The organism is Marininema halotolerans (assembly GCF_900116235.1).
GTDB classification, from domain to species: domain Bacteria; phylum Bacillota; class Bacilli; order Thermoactinomycetales; family DSM-45169; genus Marininema; species Marininema halotolerans.
Genome location: NZ_FPAA01000002.1, coordinates 239442 through 261215, shown reverse-complemented (window position 1 = coordinate 261215; position 21774 = coordinate 239442). Strand labels below are relative to the sequence as shown.

Annotated in this window: 6 protein-coding genes; all 6 read left to right on the top strand. The window is 48.3% G+C overall.

Annotation, left to right across the window (positions count from 1 at the left end; genetic code table 11):
- Positions 1-4: 4 nt before the first annotated feature.
- The 6 genes from CHX35_RS03465 (at position 5) to CHX35_RS03440 (ending at position 21747) form a co-directional block, all read left to right on the top strand.
- Positions 5-859 (top strand): 3-hydroxyacyl-CoA dehydrogenase family protein, encoded by an 855-nt coding sequence (locus CHX35_RS03465; RefSeq protein ID WP_091833976.1) that lies wholly within the window; start codon positions 5-7, stop codon positions 857-859.
- Positions 860-881: 22 nt separating this feature from the next.
- Positions 882-1133 carry an acyl carrier protein gene (locus CHX35_RS03460; protein WP_091833973.1) on the top strand — a complete coding sequence of 84 codons (252 nt, stop codon included), beginning with the start codon at positions 882-884 and terminating at the stop codon, positions 1131-1133.
- The gene (locus CHX35_RS03455; RefSeq protein WP_091833970.1) at positions 1130-2317 is read left to right on the top strand and encodes an acyl-CoA dehydrogenase family protein; all 1188 of its coding nucleotides are present in this window, start codon (positions 1130-1132) and stop codon (positions 2315-2317) included. Before CHX35_RS03460 ends, CHX35_RS03455 begins: the two co-directional genes overlap by 4 nt.
- Positions 2314-3858 carry a non-ribosomal peptide synthetase gene (locus tag CHX35_RS03450; RefSeq protein ID WP_091833967.1) on the top strand — a complete coding sequence of 515 codons (1545 nt, stop codon included), beginning with the start codon at positions 2314-2316 and terminating at the stop codon, positions 3856-3858. Before CHX35_RS03455 ends, CHX35_RS03450 begins: the two co-directional genes overlap by 4 nt.
- Positions 3858-11570 (top strand): hybrid non-ribosomal peptide synthetase/type I polyketide synthase, encoded by a 7713-nt coding sequence (locus CHX35_RS03445; RefSeq protein ID WP_091833964.1) that lies wholly within the window; start codon positions 3858-3860, stop codon positions 11568-11570. The genes CHX35_RS03450 and CHX35_RS03445 overlap by 1 nt, the downstream gene beginning before the upstream one ends.
- 73 nt (positions 11571-11643) lie before the next feature.
- On the top strand, positions 11644-21747 hold the full coding sequence (locus CHX35_RS03440; protein WP_091834465.1) for a type I polyketide synthase: 10104 nt from the start codon (positions 11644-11646) through the stop codon (positions 21745-21747).
- Positions 21748-21774: the final 27 nt, after the last annotated feature.

The following is a 21774-nucleotide window of genomic DNA, read 5'->3' as shown; positions in this document are numbered from 1 at the left end:
AGCAATGTTCCAAAGAATCGGGATCATCGGTGCGGGTACGATGGGAATCGGTATGGCCGTGGATCTGGTGTTGCATGGGCTCGAAACGGTATTAGTGGATGTTGAGGAGAAGCACTTGCAACGGGCAACGGCAGAGATCTTACAGACGGTGCGTTTTGCCCCGATGTTGAACAACAAGTACCCGCGAATGGCTGAAGATGATGTTCGGTCCTTGCTCCACACAACCACCCAATTACAAGACGTGGAAGACTGCGATTATATCGTAGAGAATGTACCGGAGAATTGGTCGATTAAAGAACCGGTCTATCTCCGCTTAGATGAGATTTGTAGCGAAGAGACCATTTTTGGTGTCAATACGTCATGCATTTCGATTACAAAGGTGGGTGGCATAACCAATCGGCCGGATCGAGTCATTGGTATGCATTTTATGAACCCGGTCTATATGAAGCCTTCTATTGAAGTGATTCGTGGGTACTTTACTTCAGATGAGACGGTGACAAGGGCAGAGTCGTTCCTGGCCCAATTGGATAAAGATGCGATCATCGTGAAGGATCAGACAGGATTCGTTTCGAATCGGATTTCCCATCTTTATATGAATGAAGCCGCTTGGGTTGTGATGGATGGTGTCGCCAACCCAAAACAAGTAGACGATCTCTTTAAAAAATGTTTTGGCCATAAAATGGGTCCGTTGGAGACTGCAGATTTAATTGGATTAGATACGGTGATGCATTCCTTGCACGTTCTTTTCGAGGAATATCAAGATACAAAATTCCGTTGTTGCCCCCTGTTAAAGAAGATGGTGCATGCTGGGGAATGTGGGCGTAAGAGTGGGAAAGGGTTCTATACGTATGCTAAATAAACGCTTTGGGGAGTGTAGCGGGATGGTAGAAACGACGGTGGAGCTAATCATTCATCACTACATTGCTGAACATGTGGACGAGACCTTTGATTATGATACCGAGATTTTTGAAGAGGGGTTAGTCAACTCCTTATTTGCCATTCAATTGATGACGTTTTTAGAAAAGGAGTTTGGAATCAAAATCACGATGGACGATTTGGATATGGACAACTACAAGTCCATTCATGCTATTGGAGAGTTTGTCCGCCGTCGGCAGGAGCGAGATGAGCGATGAGAGGGTATTTGACGTTATCTCAACAAGCAACCTATCACGCGTTTATTGAATTTGTATCTACCTATGTTGAACCCCAGGCGAATCGTTGGGATATCGAGCAAAGGATTCCCTCGGATGTGATTCGTCAATGTGCTGAGAAGGGATATCTTGGTGCAACGATGCCACAAGAGTATGGTGGACAGGGGTTTGATTATCTCACCTATGGGGCATTGACAGAGGCCATCGGGAGAGGAAGCATCTCTTTATCCGGCCTATTTAATGTTCATACGATGGTAATGGAGTCGATATTGAAGTGGGGTTCCCAGGAGCAAAAAGCAGATTGGCTACCGTTGTTGGCCGCTGGTAAAAAAATTGGAGCACTGGCGATGACCGAACCGAGTGCGGGCTCTGACTTAATGATGATGCAAACATCCTATCACCAACAAGGGGATCGATTCATTCTGAATGGTCAGAAGAAATGGATTACCTTCGGTGCAGCGGCAGATGTGTTTTTGGTTTTTGGGAAGCTAGCAGGGACAGAACCGATTGCTTGTCTGGTCCCGAAGGAGAGCCCTGGGCTCTCGATTACTCCGATTCGTGACATGCTCGGTTTTAAAGCCGCCCACCTGGCTACCTTGGATTTTGATCAAGTAGAAATTCCAGTCACTCATATGATAGGTCGTCCAGGGTTTGCCATCTCCTATGTTGCTCCCTATGCTTTGGAATTTGGGCGAGTTTCCATCGCCTTTGCTTCCTTGGGACTGCTTCGTGCTTGCCTTGAGACATGTGGCCCCTATGTAATGGAGCGGAAGACCTTTGAAACGGCGCTCATTGATCATGGCATGATCTCTCATATGATCACGGACATGGGAGTCGATTTGGAAGCGGCTACCTTGCTAGGCCTAGAAGCAGTGAAAGCAAAGGACAATCATTCGCCAGATGCTACCGAAAAGATCATGATGGCTAAGTATTTCACATCCCGCGCGGGCACCCGCCATGCTACCAACGCTGTGCAGATCATGGGTGCCTTAGGGTGTAATGAGCATCACGCCGTTGCCCGCTATTATCGAGATGCCAAGACGATGGAAATCGTTGAAGGGAGTAATCAGATCCACCAACGATTGCTAGGTAAAGAGTTTGCCAAAAGGGCCAAGCGTAGAATGCAAAGGTCAGAAGTGGCAAAAGAGGCGCAAGAAACCCGATGAAATCACTCGTGCATCTTTATTTTGAAGCCCAGGTAAAACGAACCCCCGATGCGGTAGCGGTGGTATTTGGTGAGCAATCCCTCACTTACAGCGAGTTAAACATCAAAAGTAACCAATTAGCCGCTTGCCTTCGAAAACAAGGGGTTGGACCAGAGACGATTGTGGGTGTGATGGTCGAACGTTCTCTCGAGATGATCATTGGTATCTTTGGCATTTTAAAGGCAGGGGGAGCCTATCTTCCACTCTCTCCTACTTATCCAAAGAAACGCCTCCAATATATTGTAGCGGATTGCGGGATGTCGCTTGTTTTGACCCAGAGTCAATTTCTTTCCATGTGGGAAGAGTCACTAAAGGCAGAAGTTTGGGCATTGGATGAACCGTCCTTGTACATGGGTTCAGGTGAAAATCTTCCTTGTTTAAATCATCCATCAGATCTCGTGTATGTCATCTATACATCGGGCTCGACAGGGACACCGAAGGGAGTCATGATCGAACATCGAGCGTTAGTCAATCGTCTTGAATGGATGCAAGAGGTCTATCCAATTACCGGAGACGATACCCTCCTCCAAAAGACCCCCTATACCTTTGATGTATCCGTTTGGGAGATCTTTTGGTGGGCGATGGTGGGTGCAAAGGTATGTGTTCTAGCTCCTGGGATGGAAAAATTTCCACAAGCGATCATCCAGTCCACTCTGAGGGAGCAAGTAACGGTGATGCATTTTGTTCCTTCCATGATGAGTGCCTTCTTACATTACATCGAAGGGAAAGATGAAATTCAACATCTAGCATCCCTGCAACGGGTATTTGTGAGTGGTGAAGCATTGCTATCCCAACAAGTGATGAAATTTAATGAACTTCTTCGTCAGACAAATGGTACAGATTTAACGAATCTCTATGGCCCCACAGAAGCCACGATTGATGTAACCGCCTATGATTGCCCGCCAGGCCTTACCCTGGAAGACAATATACCGATTGGTCGTCCGATTCGCAATATGGAGCTTTCCGTAGCGGACGAAGAAGGCAACCAACTTCCTCCAGGTCAAATCGGAGAGTTGTGCATTGCAGGGATCGGTTTGGCCCGTGGATATGTGAACAATCCTATCTTAACCGCTGAACGGTTTATTGAGAATAAAAAAGGGCAGCGAATCTATCGAACGGGCGACTTCGCTCGATTACGTACCGATGGCAATATGGAGTATCATGGCCGAATGGATCAACAGGTAAAAATCCGTGGACTGCGTATTGAATTGGGGGAAATTGAATCCTGTGCTATGGCTTGTGAAGGGGTGCAACACTGTGTAGTGATGGTACATAGGGAATCAGAAACGGTAATGAAGCTGGTTGCCTATTACGTGGCATCCGAGGATGTTCAGAGAACGGATTTAAAAAACCACCTTCGTCTACATTTGCCCGACTATATGGTGCCAAGTCGATATATCAAGCGTCAACGCCTACCATTGACGGAGAATGGGAAGGTGGATCGTAAAGCCTTGGCGTCTTTGATCGATACAGAGAGTAAAACGGGAGGAGGGGTCTCTTGATGACGGAGGCAAGGAAAATCCGAAAGGAAGAGGTCGAAGATGTCCTGGCATTGACGCCACTTCAAGAAGGATTGTTTTTTCATTATTTAAAGGAACCATATAGCAACATGTACTGTGAGGAACTTCGTCTTCATTTGTCAGGTGAAATCTCGAGGGTGTTGTTTGAGAAGGCCTGGCAGCAAGTGGTTCAGGCGAACGAAATGCTTCGTACGGTATTTCGTTGGGAGGGAGTTAAGCATCCAGTACAGATCGTACTCAAGCAACAGCCTCCTCGAATCCTGTTCAGTGAGGGTGAGGTGATAGGAGATGAAGAGGCGTATGATTTACAAAAGGTCCCCTTTTCTGTGGAGTTGTGCCGTTTGGGGGAGACAGAGTATGAGATGATTCTTCGTCACCACCATATTCTTTTTGATGGCTGGAGTAATGGGATCATCCTTCTGGAGTTTATGAATGCCTATCGTGCACTGGTACAGGGTCACTCGCCAACCGTACCTGACAAAGCAAAATTTAAAGAATTCATCCGTTGGCTACAAAGCCAGGACCGATCACAACAACAACATTTTTGGCAAACCTACCTTGCGGGATTTGAAAAGCCTGTTCCCTTATCAAGCACCCCGTCGACGGGATTAGCAGCGCGAACCTATACCCAATTCCTTAGTGAGGATCGGAGTGCTAGAATCAGAGAATTTACGAGCAATCAGGGAATCACCTTGGCAACACTGTTTTATGCCGCTTGGGGAGTCTTTTTACAGCGGTATCAAAATTCTCAGGATGTTCTCTTTGGTACGACTGTATCTGGGCGGGGAGGTACCTTTCCAGGTGTGAAAGAGATGGTGGGGCTTTTTATTAATACCCCACCGCTTCGCGTTACCCATCGCGAGGGGCAGAAGGTAATGGATTTGTTGCAGCAAGTCCATCAAGATCTACTGAAGCGGTCGGAGTATGAAAGTACTTCTCTCGTCGATGTCGATCATTCCTTTGACACCATCGTTGTGGTAGAAAATTACCCCTTGGATATTGAGCAATTGACTAAAGAAGATGAGATTTTAAGAGTGACCGATTATCACATGCATGAGCTAACGAACTTCGATCTTACGGTGTCCATTGAATGCTTTGCGTCAATGAAGTTAGTGATGATGTGGCCTGAGGGTGTTTTTGAGGAAACGATGGTATCCCGAATGTCGGATCATTTTCTCGGACTTCTAGACGAAATGATCGCGGATGATATGCAACTTGTCGCATCCCTATCCATGATGAGCCAGGAGGAACAGAGGGATTTGTCACAAGGGGGATTGCAACCGGAAGTAACCTACCCTGCGCTGACGATTCATGAATGCTTTGAGCAGAAAGTGAGGGAGAACCCTGAGGAAATCGCGCTAACTTATGGTCAGGAGCACATGACCTATCGTCAATTGCAGGAGCGAGTGAATCGAGTAGCGGGTTTCCTTCAGCAACGGGGTGTGCAACCTGATTCACTGGTTGGGGTGATGCTGGAACCCTCCTTTGATATGATCGCAGTTCTGCTCGGGATCTTGAAAGCGGGTGGGGCGTATGTCCCGATAGAACCGGACTTTCCTGAGGAGAGGGTTTCCTTCATCCTTGAGGACAGTGAAGCAAAGTGGTTGATTACTTCAAAGCAATTTCAGAAGAAGGCAACGTTTGCAGGGGAGCTTCTAACGATCGAGGACTTTTCTACTGGTTTCGAAGAAGAGGCTTTAAAGGGAACGGTTTTACCAGAGTCTGATGGGGATCCCTCCCATCTAGCTTATGTGATCTATACCTCAGGGACGACGGGTCGTCCCAAGGGTGTGATGATCGAACATCGTAATGTGATACAGCTGGTCATGCATCATCCCAGCCAGTTTCATTTTTCCAAGCACGATACGTGGATGTTGTTTCACTCCTATTGTTTCGATATGTCAGTTTGGGAGATGTATGGGGCGTTGCTACATGGTGGTCGGTTGGTCATTGTGCCAAAAGAGACCCTCCGCGATACCTATCAGCTTGTAAGACGAGTGGCGGAAGAAAAAGTAACCGTATTAAACCAAACTCCCTCTGCCTTTTATCTCTTCCAACAGGTCGTAGAGGAGTTTCCTGATCAAACCTTTGCGCTCCGCCTTATCACCTTTGGTGGGGAACGGTTGAAACCGGGTTTACTCCAGAGCTGGCGAAAGCGATCTCCTGAGACGGTGCTAGTCAATATGTATGGGATTACAGAAACAACTGTCCATGTCACGTATAAGGAGATTAGCGATAAGGAAATTCAAAGCAATCAAAGTGCGATTGGCGTCTCCTTGCCAACTTATGCATGTTATGTGCTGGATGCACAACAGCGCTTGATACCTCGGGGGATGCAGGGCGAATTATATGTAGGGGGCGGCGGTGTTGCCCGAGGCTACTTAAATCGTCCTGAATTAAATGCGACCCGTTTTATTGAAAATCCCTATCGCCCTGGGGAAAGGTTATATCGATCAGGTGATCTGGTGTGCTTATTGGAAAACGGTGAAATGGAGTATATCCGTCGAATCGATCATCAAGTGAAAATTCGTGGTTATCGCATTGAGACCGGCGAAATTGAGCATCACTTACAACAGCATACAGCCATCAAAGAAGCCGTGGTCGTAGCCATGAGTGATTCAGCGGGCAGTCAGGAATTGTGTGCCTATGTGGTCACCCATCGAGAGATTTCCCATGAAGCACTGCGTAAAAATTTGGGAGAGAAAGTCCCTACCTATATGATCCCTGCTTATTTTGTTTTCCTGAAGCAGATTCCTCTTACCGCCAATGGAAAAGTGGATCGCAAGGCATTACCACCCTGGAAGGAAGTTCAGCAGAATCACGGGGGACATGAACAAACCCAGGATGATGTGGAGTCCACTGTGGCAAAGGTATGGCAAGATGTGCTCGACTTGCAACATGTGGGCCTCCATGAAAATTTTTTTGATGTGGGTGGTAACTCGCTGAAAATGATTCGTCTATTATCACGACTTCGTAGCACCTTTACCAAGGAAATGACCATGACCACCCTCTTCCGTTACCCCACCATTGATGACCAGGCTAGTTATTACCGGGGAGGAAGGAAGAAAGTACTCACTCATTCAACGCCGATCCGATCCGATCACTGTGATGTGGCGGTAGTTGGCATGGCGGCTCGGATGCCTGGCGCCTCCGATGTAGGAGAGTTTTGGCGGAATTTGCAACAGGGAGTCGAATCGATCCGTGTATTTACGGAGGATGAATTACGCCAGGCGGGCATCCCCGAGGAACAACTGCAATCATCTAATTATGTGCGAGCAAAGGGTTATTTAGAGGATACCGATGCCTTTGATCATCAGTTCTTTGATTATGGGGTGAAAGAAGCCGAATGGATGGATCCGCAACTCCGCATTCTCCATGAATGTGCCTGGGAAGCGTTGGAGCATGCTGGGGAGTCTGAAGAAAGCCAGGGAGTACGGGTCGGTGTGTATGTCGGTGGCTCCCCTAACTTTCATTGGTTACGCTCGGTGGCTGGGAAGAGTACAAGTTCCCTCGATGAATTTCAAGCGATGTTGCTCAATGAAAAGGATGTCTTTGCGACCCGTCTCGCTTACAAACTCAATCTAACAGGACCTGCGGTTACCATACAAACGGCATGTTCCACTTCCCTTGTGGCAATAGAGAAGGCCTGGTCGGATCTGATTCATGGACAATGTGATGCAGCACTTGCTGGTGGAGTCAGTGTGACCTATCCCACCAAAGCGGGCTATTTGTATGAGGAAGGGATGATTCATTCGCCGGATGGTCACTGCCGCGCTTTTGATGAAGAAGCGGCTGGAACCGTCGGTGGCAACGGTGTCGGAGTAGTTCTGCTCAAGCGGCTAGCGGATGCCAAACGCGATGGTAATACGATCTATGCAGTGATCAAAGGCGCCGCTGTCAACAATGATGGTGCACGTAAGGCTGGATTTACAGCCCCTGGTGTAGAGGGGCAAGCTGCTGTGATCCAAGCGGCACAACAAATGGCTGGAGTAAAGCCAGAGGAGATTTCCTATGTTGAGACCCATGGAACAGGCACAACGCTCGGGGATCCCCTTGAAATAGAAGCCTTAACCCTGGCCTTTGGTGAACAAGAGCCAGGGCGTGTATTGATTGGATCGGTAAAGACAAATATTGGACATTTGGATGCAGCAGCAGGGGTTGCTGGGTTGATTAAGACCGTTTTAACCCTTTATCACAGGCAAGTACCCCCTAGCCTTCATTATCAGCATCCCAATCGAAGGATTGATTTTGGGAACAATCCCTTCCGCGTTAATACAACATTATCTTCCCTCGGTGATGGTGTGATTCGAGCTGGAGTTAGCTCCTTTGGAATGGGGGGAACCAATGCGCATGTGGTACTCGAATCGGCACCGGCACCCGAGTATTCGGTATCATCCCAGAAACGAGCGTGGCAGTTATTGACTCTGTCAGCGAAATCGGAAGCGGTATTGGAAGTGATGACGGAGAATGTAGCCAGCGATTTAGAAAAAGAACCGGATAAAAGGCTGGCTGATGTGGCGTATACCTTGCACGTCGGCCGGCAGGACTTCCCTTATCGTCGTGTGGTTGTAGCGAAGGATTCAGGGGAGGCCATTGCCCAATTACGTAGTGTGAAGGAAATGGCTCATGCGACCTCAACTCGTCCCGTTATGTTTCTCTTTTCTGGTCAGGGATCCCAGTATGTGAACATGGCTCGTGATCTGTATGATCGTGAACCTTTTTTTCGAGAACAAATGGATCGGGGTTTTGTGTTGTTAAGGAAGCACCTTCAGTTGGATGTGCCTTCGATCCTATATCCAAGTAAGGGAGAAGAAGATCAAGCAAACCAGCGGCTAAAAGATACAAAACTAACCCAGCCGATTCTCTTTTTGGTGGAATATGCATTGGCTACGCTTCTGATCCATTGGGGTGTTGTTCCACAGCGGATGATTGGGCATAGTGTTGGCGAATATGTGGCGGCCTGTGTGGCCGGGGTGATGTCGTTTGAGGATGCGCTTCATCTGGTAGCTGTTCGAGGGAAATTGATGCAATCACTCCCTACAGGAGCCATGTTGAGTGTGAATCGATCGGAGGAGGAGATAAAGGAACTGTTAAGGGGCGAGGTCGATCTTGCTGTAGTGAATTTACCGAGTGAGGTCGTTCTCTCAGGTCCGACAACGGCTATTGAAAGGTTGGATCGTATCTTATCTGAGCGTGGTGTAAAGACCAGGGTGCTATACACCTCTCATGCCTTTCATTCTCGTATGATGGACCCGATTCTTGCTCCATTTGAGAGAGAAGTAGAGAAGGTTCGCCTCTTCCCTCCCCAGATCCCCTACATTTCCAATGTGACCGGGACATGGATTGCCCATGAACAAGCCACTTCGCCAAACTATTGGGTGCAACATTTACGGGGAACCGTCCAATTTTCCAAGGGATTGTCGGAGCTTCTCAGTACAGCGCAAGGGGTCTGTCTAGAAGTGGGGCCAGGACGTGTATTGTCGACCTTTGTTCAGATTCATCCCCATCGAACCAAAGAACAGACTTCCCTGCACCTTCTACGTCACCCCCTTGACTTGGTGCATGATCAGGCTCATTTACTCAAACAAATTGGTCGTTTGTGGATGCTGGGAGGAGGGGTCGATTGGCGAGGGTATTATGGAGATGAAAAAAGGCAGCGATGTTCACTACCCACCTATCCCTTTGAGAAAAATCGCTTCCCCACGGATCCAAAGCAGTCGCCTTCACCTCAGAGTCATCGCGGAGAAAAACGGAGCAATATGGATGAGTGGTTTTACGTACCCTCGTGGGAGCGGAGTTCCCTCCCTACTTCCTCGTCAGTGCGAACAAACGAAGGCGAGCAGGCGGTTTGGCTTCTCTTTATCGATCACCAAAATCGCTTAGAAGCCCTCATGAAGCAATTACGATATCAAGGGAAGAGGGTCATTGTTGTACGCCAAGGGGAATGGTTTGCTCGTATAGCAGAAGATTCCTATACCCTTCATGGACAACAAAAAGCGGACTATCGAGAGCTTTTTGCGGATTTAGAACGAAGAGGCTCTCTTCCGCAAAAAATCCTGCACGCATGGAGCTGTCACCCAGTTGAGGAAGAAATATTGTCTGAACAACGGATGAATCAAGCAATGACTCACGGGTATTACTCTTTGCTCTATTTGGCACAGGCCCTTGGCAAGTATGAAGGAAAGCGGCAACTATATGTGCTGACCGAGGGTATGAGCGAAGTGACCGGGACAGAAACTGCCCTTGCTCCCGAACGAGCGACGATCTTGGGCTTTACTAAAATCTGTGGTCTGGAGTTCTCTTCTGTTAGCTGTCGCACGTTGGATATGGACCAAGGGTTATCAGAACCCTTTTTTATCCATGCGATTATCCAAGAGTGCCAAAGTGATGCCTCGGATTTAGTGGTGGCCTATCGTGGTCGCCATCGCTGGGTACCAACGGTTCAGCAAACTTTTCTTGAGCAGGCCGAGGAAAGAAGTCCCCGCTTACGTGAGGGAGGCACTTATCTAATTACAGGGGGACTTGGGGGAATTGGCTTTGCTATTGCTAGGGATCTGGCTCAGAAAGTGCCGGGTGTCAAATTGATCTTATTGGGACGCTCAGCGTTTCCAGCTCGCCAAGAATGGGATCGTTGGATAACAAAGCAAGAAGAGCAGGATGTGCATATGAGGACGGTTATTCATGCCATCCGTGAAATGGAAAGCCAGGGCGCCGAGGTGTTTGTTGGACAAGGGGATGTGGCACAAGAAGCCGACTTGCATCGCGTGCTTAGTAAGGCAAAGGAGCGATTCGGTAGTATCCATGGCGTCGTACACGCCGCGGGTGTTGCCGATTACCTAGGTATTCTTATGAATCGAGATAAGGAGAAAAATGATGCCATCCTCGCACCGAAGGTGACGGGTACATTGCTTCTGGACTCGCTGCTCAAGGAAGAACCCCTTGATTTCTTTGTCCTTTGTTCATCCATTGGCAACATTGCTTACCATATGAAATTTGGACAAAGCGGATATAGTGCTGCGAATGAATTTTTAGATGCTTTTGCCGTCTATAAAACTCTACGAGATGGGATTTATACCGTATCGATCAACTGGCCTGACTGGCAAGAAGTAGGGATGTCGTTGCAATCTGCAAAGATATGGGCCAAGCAATTAAACACCGATGTGCAAAAAGTGTTGGGGGATGGAGTGACCGTGGAAGAAGGGGTGAAGGTTTTCCAGCGTATTATCAGGCACGATCATCCCCAAGTGGTAGCATCTCCAGTGGATCTACATTGGAAATTAACTGAAGGGGTGAGGCATTATACGGAACTGCTGGATCAAGGGGGAAAAAATCAACCGAAACAAAAACGGACGGATCTTCTCGTCGACTTTGTTGCCCCATCCAATGAAATCGAGCAACAGCTAAGTGAATTAATACAACAGTTGTTTGGCTATGAGCAGGTGGGGATCCATGATAATTTCTTTGATTTAGGAATGAGCTCCCTTGATCTAGTACGTGTCAATACCAAAATAAAGGATTTGTTCCAATGTGAGTTACCCGTAGTCACCCTGTATGAGCATTCGTCGATTCATGCCCTTGCCCAATACTTGAGCCGTCGTGGGCACAGGGAAGAGTCGACGTCGTCTAGCCAAGAGATCGGCAAAGGAAAGGCCGTCATGAAAAATACATTGGCTCGCTTGAGTAAACGACAGTAGTTAAGGGAGGGAAAATCCATTGAGCCACCTAGGCGATCATGGGAAAACGGGGTTGGAAATCGCGGTTATCGGGATGAGCGGCCGCTTTCCAGGAGCGAAGCATCTTGATCAATTTTGGGAAAACCTGAAACAGGGTGTTGAATCGATTTCGCAGTTTAGTGAGGAGGAACTGATTGAGGCGGGGGTTGATCCCAAACAGGTAAAGAAGCCTAATTATGTAAAGGCCAAGGGATATCTTGAAGATATCGAAAAGTTCGATGCTTCCTTTTTCTCATACTCACCACGGGAAGCGGAGATTACGGATCCGCAAATCCGCATTCTGCAAGAAATTGTTTGGGAAGGACTTGAGATGGCAGGGGTTGATCCCAAAACTTATCCGGGACTTATTGGCCTATATGTGGGTGCCGCTACCAATTTTAATTGGATGAAGCAAACTCCCCTTCTCAATAGTAGTAGTGCCGCTGAGTTTTCCGAAGCAGGGACCTTGTGTTACAAGGATGCAATCTCCACGCTAACCTCCTACAAACTGGGGCTGAAGGGACCCTCCTTTACGCTATATACAGCATGCTCAACCTCTTTACTCAGTGTTCATCTGGCAAGTCGATCCTTGTTGACGGGAGAATGTTCCATCGCAGTAGCTGGGGGTGTACGGGTCTCTTATCCTACGAAGGAGGGTTACCTCTACGAAGAGGGGATGACGGCATCCCCTGATGGAAAGGTCCGTGCCTTTGATGCGGGTGCCAAGGGAGCAATTTTTAGTGATGGAGCAGGGGTTGTTGTGCTCAAGCGATTGGAGGATGCCCTGGAAGATGGCGATACCATTCATGCCATCATCAAGGGATCTGCAGCCAATAATGATGGCGAGCGCAAAGTGGGATATACTGCGCCGAGTGTTGAGGGACAAGCGGAAGTGATTCGAGCTGCCTATCGCTTTGCTGAGGTCGAAGCAGAGAGCATTTCCTATATTGAAACCCATGGGACTGCGACAGCACTAGGCGATACGATTGAGATTGAGGCAATTAAGCGCGCGTTTTCTGATACAAAACGAAAAGCATTTTGTGGGATTGGCACTGTAAAGAGTAATATCGGTCATTTAGATACAGCGGCGGGTGTCACGGGGTTAATTAAAACGATCCTTTCACTGAAACACCAACAGTTGCCGCCTAGCCTTCATTTTAACCAGCCAAATCCGAAAATCGATTTAGTAGATAGTCCCCTCTACCTTACGAAGGAACTTGCCTCATGGAGGACAGATGGAATCTATCCCCGTCGTGCAGGGGTGAGTGCCTTTGGATTTGGGGGCACCAATGTCCATGTAGTTCTGGAGGAAGCACCTACGATCACAAGTGAAACAACAGCGACGGATCAACATCTTTTGCTACTCTCTGCTCGTAGTGATAAAGCGTTGTCCCAGATGGCGAAGAATCTAGCTGCGTATTGTGCTGCGCATCCGGAAATTTCCCTAGCCGATCTTGCGTATACCCTGCAGGTGGGACGGCGTGAATTTCCTGTTCGTCGTTCCTTTGTGGTAAAGGATATAGCGGATGTGATCAAACAATTACGTTCGTCTCCTCCATCAATGGAATTCACTCAGGCGCCTACAGAGGGGCAGCCGGTTGCCTTTCTTCTTCCTGAGCATGCTGAGGAAGGGGTTAAACTGGCCCTCTCGCTATCGGATCGGGATCGGGGATTTCGTCACGAGCTAGAAGCGATTTGCAATCGGGCCTCTTCCCATGTCGGATGTAATCTTTTAGAAATGATTCGATCTGGGGAATGGCCTGTGACCCTTGAGGGGGTTGTTGTGATTGTGGTGGGTGTTGCATTAAGTACGTTTCTGGGCAAGTGGTTATCTACCCCATCCCTGATCGGTTTTGGTGTTGCTGAATTAGCAGCGGCTACCCTTGCAGGGGTGATGGAATTAGAGGGTGCATTGACCCTTGCGACTCTCCATCAGCCAGCGATGCTTGAACAGCAGGGACATTCCATCCAATACAATCCACCAACGATGCGTTTCCTGTCGAATCAAACAGGAGAGTGGATATCCCGTGATCGCGCTGTCGACCCGATGTACTGGGCAACGCTTGCCAGAACGATGCCGACTCAAAGCAGGAAGGACATCCACAAGCTCCTTAAGAATCATCTCGGTCTTACTATGGGAGAGAGTTTGAATCATCCTCAGTCAGAATGGGCATCCAAGGTGATGGTTTCACTGACGGAGGATGTACTATCTACACTGGGTCGTTGCTGGGAACAGGGGGCTGGCGTGAATTGGGAGGCGCTTTATGAAGGTGAACGACGCTTAAAAGTTCCCTTACCAACGTATCCCTTCGAAAAACAAAGGCATTGGCCGTCCAATGTTTCCGAGGGGATCAAGTCCAATCCCAATGAAATAGAGAAGCGGTCCGACATGGCTGACTGGTTCTATCAACCGGTATGGGAGAAAAAAACGTATCCTCACCATTTGCTAGAGAAAGGAGGAGGGTCTCCTGCCACCTGGCTTCTCTTCGTTGACAAAGAAGGAGTCGGGAAAAAAGTGGCAGCTGGGTTACAAGCTGAGGGACATCAGGTTGTCCTTGTATCGGCGCAAACATCCTTTGTGGATCATGGGCATGGAAATTATGGAATGGATGCAACGAAGGAAGAAGACTATCAGTCCTTGTTCAAGAAATTGCGTAAGCGAGGCGTGTTCCCTGATCGAATCGTTCATTTTTGGAATGTATCCCATGAGGATGAAGGGCTCACGTTTTTGGAGACAGGCTTTTACAGCATGATTCATCTAGCTAAAGCACTTAGCGCTCTCCATGTGATTCATCCCCTTGAAGTCACGGTTGTAACCAATCAGATGCAAAGGGTACGTGACAATGAACCAGTGTGTGCTGAAAAACAAACACTTCTTGCACCTGTAAAAGTATTGCCCCAGGAATATCCAAATGTTCGTTGCCGGAGCGTAGATATTGAGTTAACAGAGGTAGAAAAGACGCTTCCCCATTTACTGGCAGAATTACAGGGACCGATTATTGATACGGTGCTGGCATATCGAGGCGATCAACGATATATCAGTACGTTCAAAACACTACCGAAAAAAGAAGTTCAAGGTGCCTTGAAATTGGGTCCGACTGCGATTGCTCCGCAGCTTCGTGAACATGGCGTCTACCTGATAACCGGTGGGCTTGGCGGCATCGGCTTAAAGTTGGCGGAATACCTCGCCCGCTCGGTAAAGGCAAAGCTGGTGTTAATCGGTCGACATGGATTACCCCCACGGAGTGAATGGGAGCGAATTCTTACGACGCATTGCCAAGATGATCGATTGGTTATCCGGATTCGTGCCGTGTTAAAACTGGAATCTTTGGGGGCGGAAGTCCTTGTATTGGGGGCGGATGTTGCTGATGTAGGGGAGATGCGAAGGGCGCTTGATCTTGCTGATAAGCGTTTTGGTCACATTCACGGCGTGATCCATGCTGCAGGGGTGCTTCGCGTGCGTTCCGCTCAATGTGTGATGGCGACCATTACCCGGGAGGAGTGTGAAGAACAGTTTCGACCCAAAATCCATGGGTTGAAGGTGTTAGAGGAGTTGCTGGGTGGGCGTGAACTGGATTTTTGTCTCTTTGTTTCCTCCTTGTCTCCTATTCTAGGTGGGCTCGGGTTTGTTGCCTATGCTGGAGCCAATCTGTATATGGACGGTGTGGCGGATCGATGGAGCAATCGAGCAAACAATCGCTGGATGAGTGTCAATTGGGGGGACTGGCAATACACAGGCGAAGCCTATGAAAAGCCGATGTTGGGAGAAATGCTTGAACGCCTCGAACTCACTCCTGAAGAGGGAATCAAGACGTTTCAGTGTGTCCTTGCTCTTTCCCAGCGGCAGCGGATTATTATTTCCTCAGGGGATATGGAAAGCCGATATGAACAGTGGATTACGATGGAAGGTCAGCGCGAGCAAGCGTCACTTCTCGTGGATCCATCCTCGCAAACCTCGAGTCATCTCCATCAAAGGGGTCATCGAGATCACTTTGATCAATCCGAGGTTGAAGCAATCATTGTTGCGATATGGAAGGAGTTTTACCGTCAGGACGATGTAGATGTGACGCGGAATTTCTTTGATTTAGGGGCAACATCCCTGGATATGATCCAAATTCATAGCAAGCTTATCAAGCGATTAGAACGTCACATTTCCATTGATGTGATGTTTGAGCACGCGACTATTTACTCTCTTGCTACGTATCTAAGCAGTGGCGACGAAGGACCGTCGTTACAAGTTTCCTCTCAGCGGCAATTAAAGGGGACTGTGACGGGGGATATTGCCATCGTAGGCATGGCGGGTCGTTTCCCAGGTGCTCAGAATATCGAGGAATACTGGAACAATCTGATTACGGGTACCGAGTCGATTCGCTTCTTCAGTGAACATGAGCTATTGGAAGCAGGTGTGCCGGAAAGGGATGTGACCCATCCCAATTATGTCAAGGCAAAGGGTTATTTAGCAGGGGTGGATCACTTTGATGCGGCGTTCTTTGACTATACGCCCCGGGATGCGGAATTGATGGATCCACAATTACGTGTTTTCCATGAAGTCGCTTGGCACGCCTTAGAACATGCAGGATATGAAGGAGAGTCTTACCCGGGTCGTGTGGGTGTATATGCTGGTGCTTCTCCGAACCTTTACTGGCAGGTACTTTCCACCCTCGCAGAATCGAGGGAACCGTCGGGTCAATTTTTGACTTCCCTACTAAATGATAAGGATTCGCTGACGACTCAGATTTCGTATCGATTTAATTTGAAAGGGCCCAGCACCAATATCTTTACAGGGTGTTCCACCTCCTTAGTAGCGATTCATACAGCTGCCCAAGCGCTTTTGAATGGGCATTGTGAGATGGCCCTTGCTGGGGGGATTACCTTGGCGCTGCCGGATAAAGCGGGTTACCTCTACCAAGAGGGGATGCTTTTCTCCGCGGATGGTCATTGTAAGCCCTTTGATGAAAAAGCAAATGGCATGCTCTTTGGTGACGGTGTAGGGGTCGTGGTGTTAAAGAGGCTGGATGATGCGATAGCAGATGGGGATACCATTCATGGTGTCATGAAGGGAAGTGCCATCAATAATGATGGGAGTAACAAAATTGGCTACACCGCTCCAAGTGTTGAAGGACAAGTTGACGTGATTCGTACGGCCCATGAAGCTGCAGGAATTGAAGCGGATAGCATCTCCTATATTGAAACCCATGGAACAGCGACCAAATTGGGTGACACCATTGAGGCGAGGGCACTTGGGCAGGTTTTTGAGGAAAGGGAAAAACAAAGCCTTCCCATTGGCTCAGTAAAGTCAAATGTGGGTCATCTCAATGCGGCTTCTGGCGTTGCTGGATTAGTAAAAACCTTGTTAGCGATGAAGCATCGTCAACTTCCTGCGAGCTTAAATTTTGATGAACCCAATCAGGCGATTGACTTTGCGAACAGTCCTTTCTATGTCAACACAGCCCTACAAGACTGGCAAAGTAGGGGGGGCATCCTGCGGGCAGGGGTGAGTTCCTTTGGTATAGGGGGCACGAATGCGCATGTGGTCCTTGAGGAAGCACCTCCTCTTCCCCCGACTTCTCCAGGTCGTCCCTATCAAATCCTGACCTTATCCGCCAAGACAGAGCAAGCGCTGGATCGAATGACAGCGAACTTAGGTCAATATCTGAAGGAACATCCAGCAATCGATCTTGCCGATGCTGCTTATACTCTGCAGGTAGGGCGGAAGGAGTTTAGCTACCGGCGTGCTCTTCTTATCTCCACAGCAGAAGAAGGGGCAGAGTGGCTTCAGGATAGGGAATCCCGTAGAAGTCATGATCACCATGTGAAAGAGAAGCACCCGAAGGTGGCCTTTTTATTGGCAGGAAATGGTTCGCAATATGTCAATATGGGACGGGATCTTTATCTCAATGAACCGGTTTTCCGAGAAGCGATGAATCAATGTTTTGCAATCCTGTCGCGCTTGACAGGAAAAGATCTGCAAGAAGTGATCTATCCCCAGGTTGCAACGAGTGTCGAAGCAAAAGAGAAGCTGATGAAGATGGAATATTGCCAACCGCTGATCCTCTCTTTTGAGTATGCGCTAGCGACCTTATTACAGCATTGGGGGGTTGTCCCCTCTGCTCTTTTAGGCTACTCCTTTGGTGAGTATGTCGCTGCTTGCCTAGCTGGGGTGTTTACACTGGAGGAAGCGCTCCGTCTCATTGTCATCCGGGGTCGATTGATGAGCTCGTTACCGGATGGGAGCATGCTTTCTGTCCCCCTTGGCGAAGAAAAACTACAGCCAATGATCGAATCATTTTATGAGCAAGGGGGAGGCCCCTTATCCCTTTCGATCGTGAATGGACCCTCCTGCATTGTGGCAGGTACGCCTGAGACGATTTGCGAGTTTGAAAAGTGGTTACGTAATCAGCGGTTATTGAGCATGCGTGTCAACATTGAGGGAGCCGCCCATTCGCATCTTCTTGAACCGATTATGGATGAGTTTGCTGAACAGGTTCGTCAGCTACATTTGCAACCACCATCCACTCCATTTATCTCCTGTATTACAGGCACATGGATTACCGATGAACAGGCCGTAGATCCCGCCTATTGGGTACGCCATATGCGTGAAACCGTACGCTTTGACCAAAGTATTGAACAATTAAAAAGAGAGGGGATCCGACTCTTTGTAGAAATTGGACCCGGACGAGACCTGAGTGTCATGGTGCAGCGTTCTCTTAGTAACGACGAACATGCACCGAAGCTATTTAATACCACCCGTCCTGAGCAAACCAATTTAACGGATGAGCAGTATCTCCTCAATCAAATCGCTCACCTCTGGACGGTAGGGGTATCGATCCATTGGAAAGCCTTCTATGAAGGAGAGCAGCGTCGCCGTATTCCCCTTCCCACCTACTCCTTTGAGGCCGTATCCCACAAACTACAAGGAAATCCCTTTGATATCGGTAGCCAGCTTCCGCATGCGACAAAGCCGCAGCGGGCAGGGAAGAAAGCTGATTTAGATGAGTGGTTGTACGTCCCCCAATGGACCACGACGATGCCGCCACAACCGGCCACCCTTGTAGAGGAACGTTGGTTGATCTTTGCTGATCGTTGTGGAATTGGAGATAACATGGCGAGGGCGCTAAGGGATACGGCGGAGGTCCATGTGGTTTACCCTGGGGATCATTATGTGAAACAAGAGAACAAGGTGTATCAAATTAACCCAGCGAAACCTGATGACTATGCGTCCTTGTTAAAGGATACAGGCGTTCCGGCTCGGATTGTTCACTTATGGAGTGTGACAAAGGAGACGCGGGAGAGGGATCGTGACCAAGTAGCAAAGATACAGGAGAGTGGTTTTTATGCGCTCTTCCATCTAACGAAGGCCCTGAGTCAACACCAAGTGATCGATCCGATTACCTTATGTGTAGTAACCAATGGTGTGCAGTCCGTGACTGGAGAAGAAGAGCTTGTTCCTGAAAAGGCTCCCATACTGGGTGCCTCCATCGTACTGCCCCAGGAAGTTTCTTACTTGAATAGTTTCAGTATCGATGTCTCGCTTCCCCAGAAAGGGACTCAGCAAGAGCGTCGGTTGATTCAGCATCTGATCGCAGAAGCAAGGGTGGAAAGGGGTGAGGATAAAGCGATTGCCTATCGCGGCATGTCACGTTTTGTGCAACGGTATGTACCTCTTGTGACGAAGCAAGCAGAGGAAAAGGAGCTCCCTTTCAAACAAGGAGGCGTCTATTTAATCACAGGGGGACTTGGTGGGATCGCACTGATCCTTGCGCGTCATCTCGTGAACCAAACCCAAGGGACAATTGTTCTAACCTCTCGTTCGGGACTTCCACCACGAGAGGATTGGGATCACCACCTTCATGAAGAATCTACCCGAGCAGCAACGATTCGTCACGTGTTGGAACTCGAAGAGCTAGGTGGAAGAGTGGATATCCGGGCAGTGGATGTGAGTGACCGCGGGGGCATGGAAGAATTGGTTGTCGATGTGGAAGCTCGTTATGGTCCGATCAATGGTGTGATCCACGCAGCGGGGATCATTGGTGGAGATACCTTTAACCTGGTCAGAGAGTTAAGGGTGGAGGATTGTGAAGCACATTTTACTTCCAAAGTCTATGGTCTTTTGGTATTGGAAGAAGTGCTACGCGAAAAAAAGCTCGACTTTTGTCTGTTGATGTCCTCCATCTCTGCTGTTCTCGGAGGATTAGGATACCTTCCCTATGCTGCTTCCAATCGTTATATGGATGCATTTGTTAGCCATTTCAACCGTGAGGCAGAATGTCCTTGGCTGAGTGTCAACTGGTCAGATTGGAAGTACTGGAAGGAAGACGATAAAACGCTGCAGATTGGTGCTTCGGTTCATGAATTGTCCATGACACCAGAGGAAGGGGTGGACATGTTTAATCGTGCGCTCACTTGGCATCAAGGCGATCTTTTAGTCCATAGTCCTGGAGATTTACAAGCGCGTATTGATGAGTGGGTCCATTTGCAGTCGTTACAGGAGGGAGAGGAGGCGTTAGAGGATATAGAGTTCTTCCATCCTCGGCCCCCTTTGTTAACGGAATTAATCCACCCGCGTACAACGATGGAGGAAAAATTAGGTAGCATCTGGCAACGTGCCTTCCGAGTACAACCCATTGGGGTTCAGGATGATTTTCTCGAGTTAGGTGGCGATTCGCTGAAGGCGATTACGATTGTGTCACGCATTCATAAGGAGCTAAACGTAGAGATATCCGTGGCAGAGATGTTTAACCTATCTACCATTGCAGGACTGGCCAAGAAAATTGAAGATCGCGCAGAAAGTCAGTATCACGCGATTATGCCTGCGCCTAAGAAAGCGTACTATGAACTTTCCTCACTGCAAAAGCGGTTTTATATTTTACATCGTTTGCACCCCGATAGCACTTCGTACAATGACACATCCGTTATATTACTCGAAGGAAAAGTGGATAAAGATCGACTGGAGGAAGGGTTCCAACGCCTTGTCCAATACCATGAAATCTTCCGCACCACGATTGAGATGGTGGATGATGTACCCAAGCAACGGATCCATCCCCATGCCGAGGTGGAGGTTGCCCACTTTACAGCGATGGAGTCAGAAGTGGATGAAATGATTCATGGGTTTGTCAGACCCTTTGATTTTAATCACCCACCCTACCTGCGAATTGCTTTAATTCAATTGGAAGAGGAACGGTATGTTTTGGTGATTGATCTGCACCACATCGTTACGGATGGTGTCTCCTATGACATATTTGTTAGAGACTTTTTGACTCTTTATGCGGGGGAACAATTGATGCCGCTACGCCTCCAGTACAAGGATTATGCGGAATGGCAAAACAGTGAGGAAGAAAGAGATGCGATGAATCGGCATCGAGCGTATTGGATGGATCAATTTCTTGATGCAATTCCTAGTTTGCAATTCCCGCTAGACTACCCGCGTCCAGAAGCACAGAGCTTTAAGGGAAGCACCGTTTATTTTACCCTTGGGGAAAAGCTCACTCAAAAGATCCGCAAGTTGGCGATGGAGGAAGAGACGACGCTCTTTACCCTTCTCTTGGCAAGTTATTATGTCACCCTTGGTAAATATAGCGGCCAAGAGGATCTCGTGATCGGTACCCCGGTAACCGGGCGTCCCCATGTCGATCTACAACCGATTATTGGTGGTTTTATCAATATGTTGCCTCTGCGTAATATGCCGAGGGCCGAGCAATCCTTCCAGAATTTCCTTCATGCAGTTCGGAACCATGCGTTTGAAGCCTTTGAACATCAAAAATACCCCTATGAAGATTTAATTCTCGAGCTGGGTTTACAAGGGAACCTCAATCGCAACCCATTGTTTGATGCGGTGTTTGTACTGCAAAACATGGATACAGAAAAGATGGAAGTGGAAGGGCTTTCTGTTTCATCCTACGATTACGATCATCAACGGGCGCAATTTGATCTGTTACTTCGGGCCAACGAAGGGGATCAGACCATCGACATGGCGTTGGAGTATGCGAATGCCTTGTTTAAACGAGAATCGATGGAGAAGTTTTGCCAGCGGTTGATGGAAGTGTTAGAACAAATCTCTTCGAATGTAGAGATTCCCATCCGCGAAATAACAGTCCAACATGAATTGAAAGAGTTACAGCCAGTACGGACAGCAAAGGATTTTGACGATTTTAATTTTTAATCGCAAAACAAGGAGTGGTTGCGAACT